The organism is Bartonella sp. CB10SXKL, from assembly GCF_042195515.1.
Lineage (GTDB): Bacteria > Pseudomonadota > Alphaproteobacteria > Rhizobiales > Rhizobiaceae > Bartonella.
On the sequence record NZ_JBHION010000093.1, the window covers coordinates 1 to 1,050 of the forward strand.

General features: G+C 39.0%; 2 protein-coding genes. Both read left to right on the forward strand.

Going from position 1 to position 1,050, the window contains the following annotated elements; genetic code table 11:
• The first annotated feature begins 42 nt into the window (after nt 1-42).
• Nucleotides 43-657 (forward strand): hypothetical protein, encoded by a 615-nt coding sequence (locus tag ACFIK3_RS09605; RefSeq protein ID WP_375612600.1) that lies wholly within the window; start codon nt 43-45, stop codon nt 655-657.
• Between the two features lie 3 nt (nt 658-660).
• Nucleotides 661-1,050, forward strand: a 390-nt coding sequence (locus tag ACFIK3_RS09610) for a hypothetical protein (RefSeq protein ID WP_375676628.1), incomplete at its 3' end; no start/stop codon positions are given.

Sequence of the window (1,050 nt, forward strand, 5' to 3'; positions counted from 1 at the left end):
CAAGAACGACAAAGGCAGAATCTAACTTAAAGGAGTAAAACCATGGAAAAAAAATACGAACTTACTGATGAAACAATTGAGTTTGATAGAAAAACTCTCCACCGCATTCGTGCTTTAAGGGATTTTGATGATGTTAAAGCAGACGACCTAGGCGGCTATATCGAGAAAGAAGACAATCTAAGTCATGATGGTAATTGCTGGGTAGGTGATGATGCAAAAGTCTATGGTTATGCCAAGGTTTTTGGTGATGCACATGTTTATGGAAACGCTCGTGTAGATGGTCATGCAAGAGTTTATGACAAAGCCAAGGTTTATGGTGATGCTTATATTTATAACATTGCTGATATTTACGAAAATGCATGTGTTTTTGGTAGTGCATCTGTTACCGGAGAAACTAATATTTTTGGTAATGCGCAGATTTTTGAACATGCTCGTGTTTTTGCCAGTGCACAAATCTACGAAAATGCACAAGTTTCCGGTGGTGCATTTATTAGTGGAAAAGCTGAAATTTATGGAAATGCTAAAATCTATGGCAGTCCATTGATTTCCATCAGAGCAAAAGTTGGGGGAAATGCCAAAATCTGTGGTGATGCATTTATTCATGGAAACGCAGAGATCATCAATGATGAAATCATCACAACGGGCATGAGGCAATAAACCATGGAAAAGAAATACGAACTTACTGATGAAACAATCGAAGTTGGGGGCAAAACTCTCCACCGCATTCGCGCATTACGAGACTTTGGAAACGTCGAGAAAGGTGATTTAGGTGGCTATATACAAAAAGAAGACAACCTATCGCATCATGGTAATTGCTGGATTGGGGATTATGCAAAAGTCTATGGTTATGCCAAGGTTTTTGGTGATGCTAAGGTTTACGAAAATGCACAAGTTTACGGTTATGCACATGTTTACAACAATTCTCGTATTTATGGCAAAGCAGAAGTTTGCGATGAACCATGCATTTACGGTGATGCAGAAGTTTACGGTGATGCATATATTTGCGGTGAACCGCACGTTTTTGATAATGCAGAAGTTTATGGCAATGCA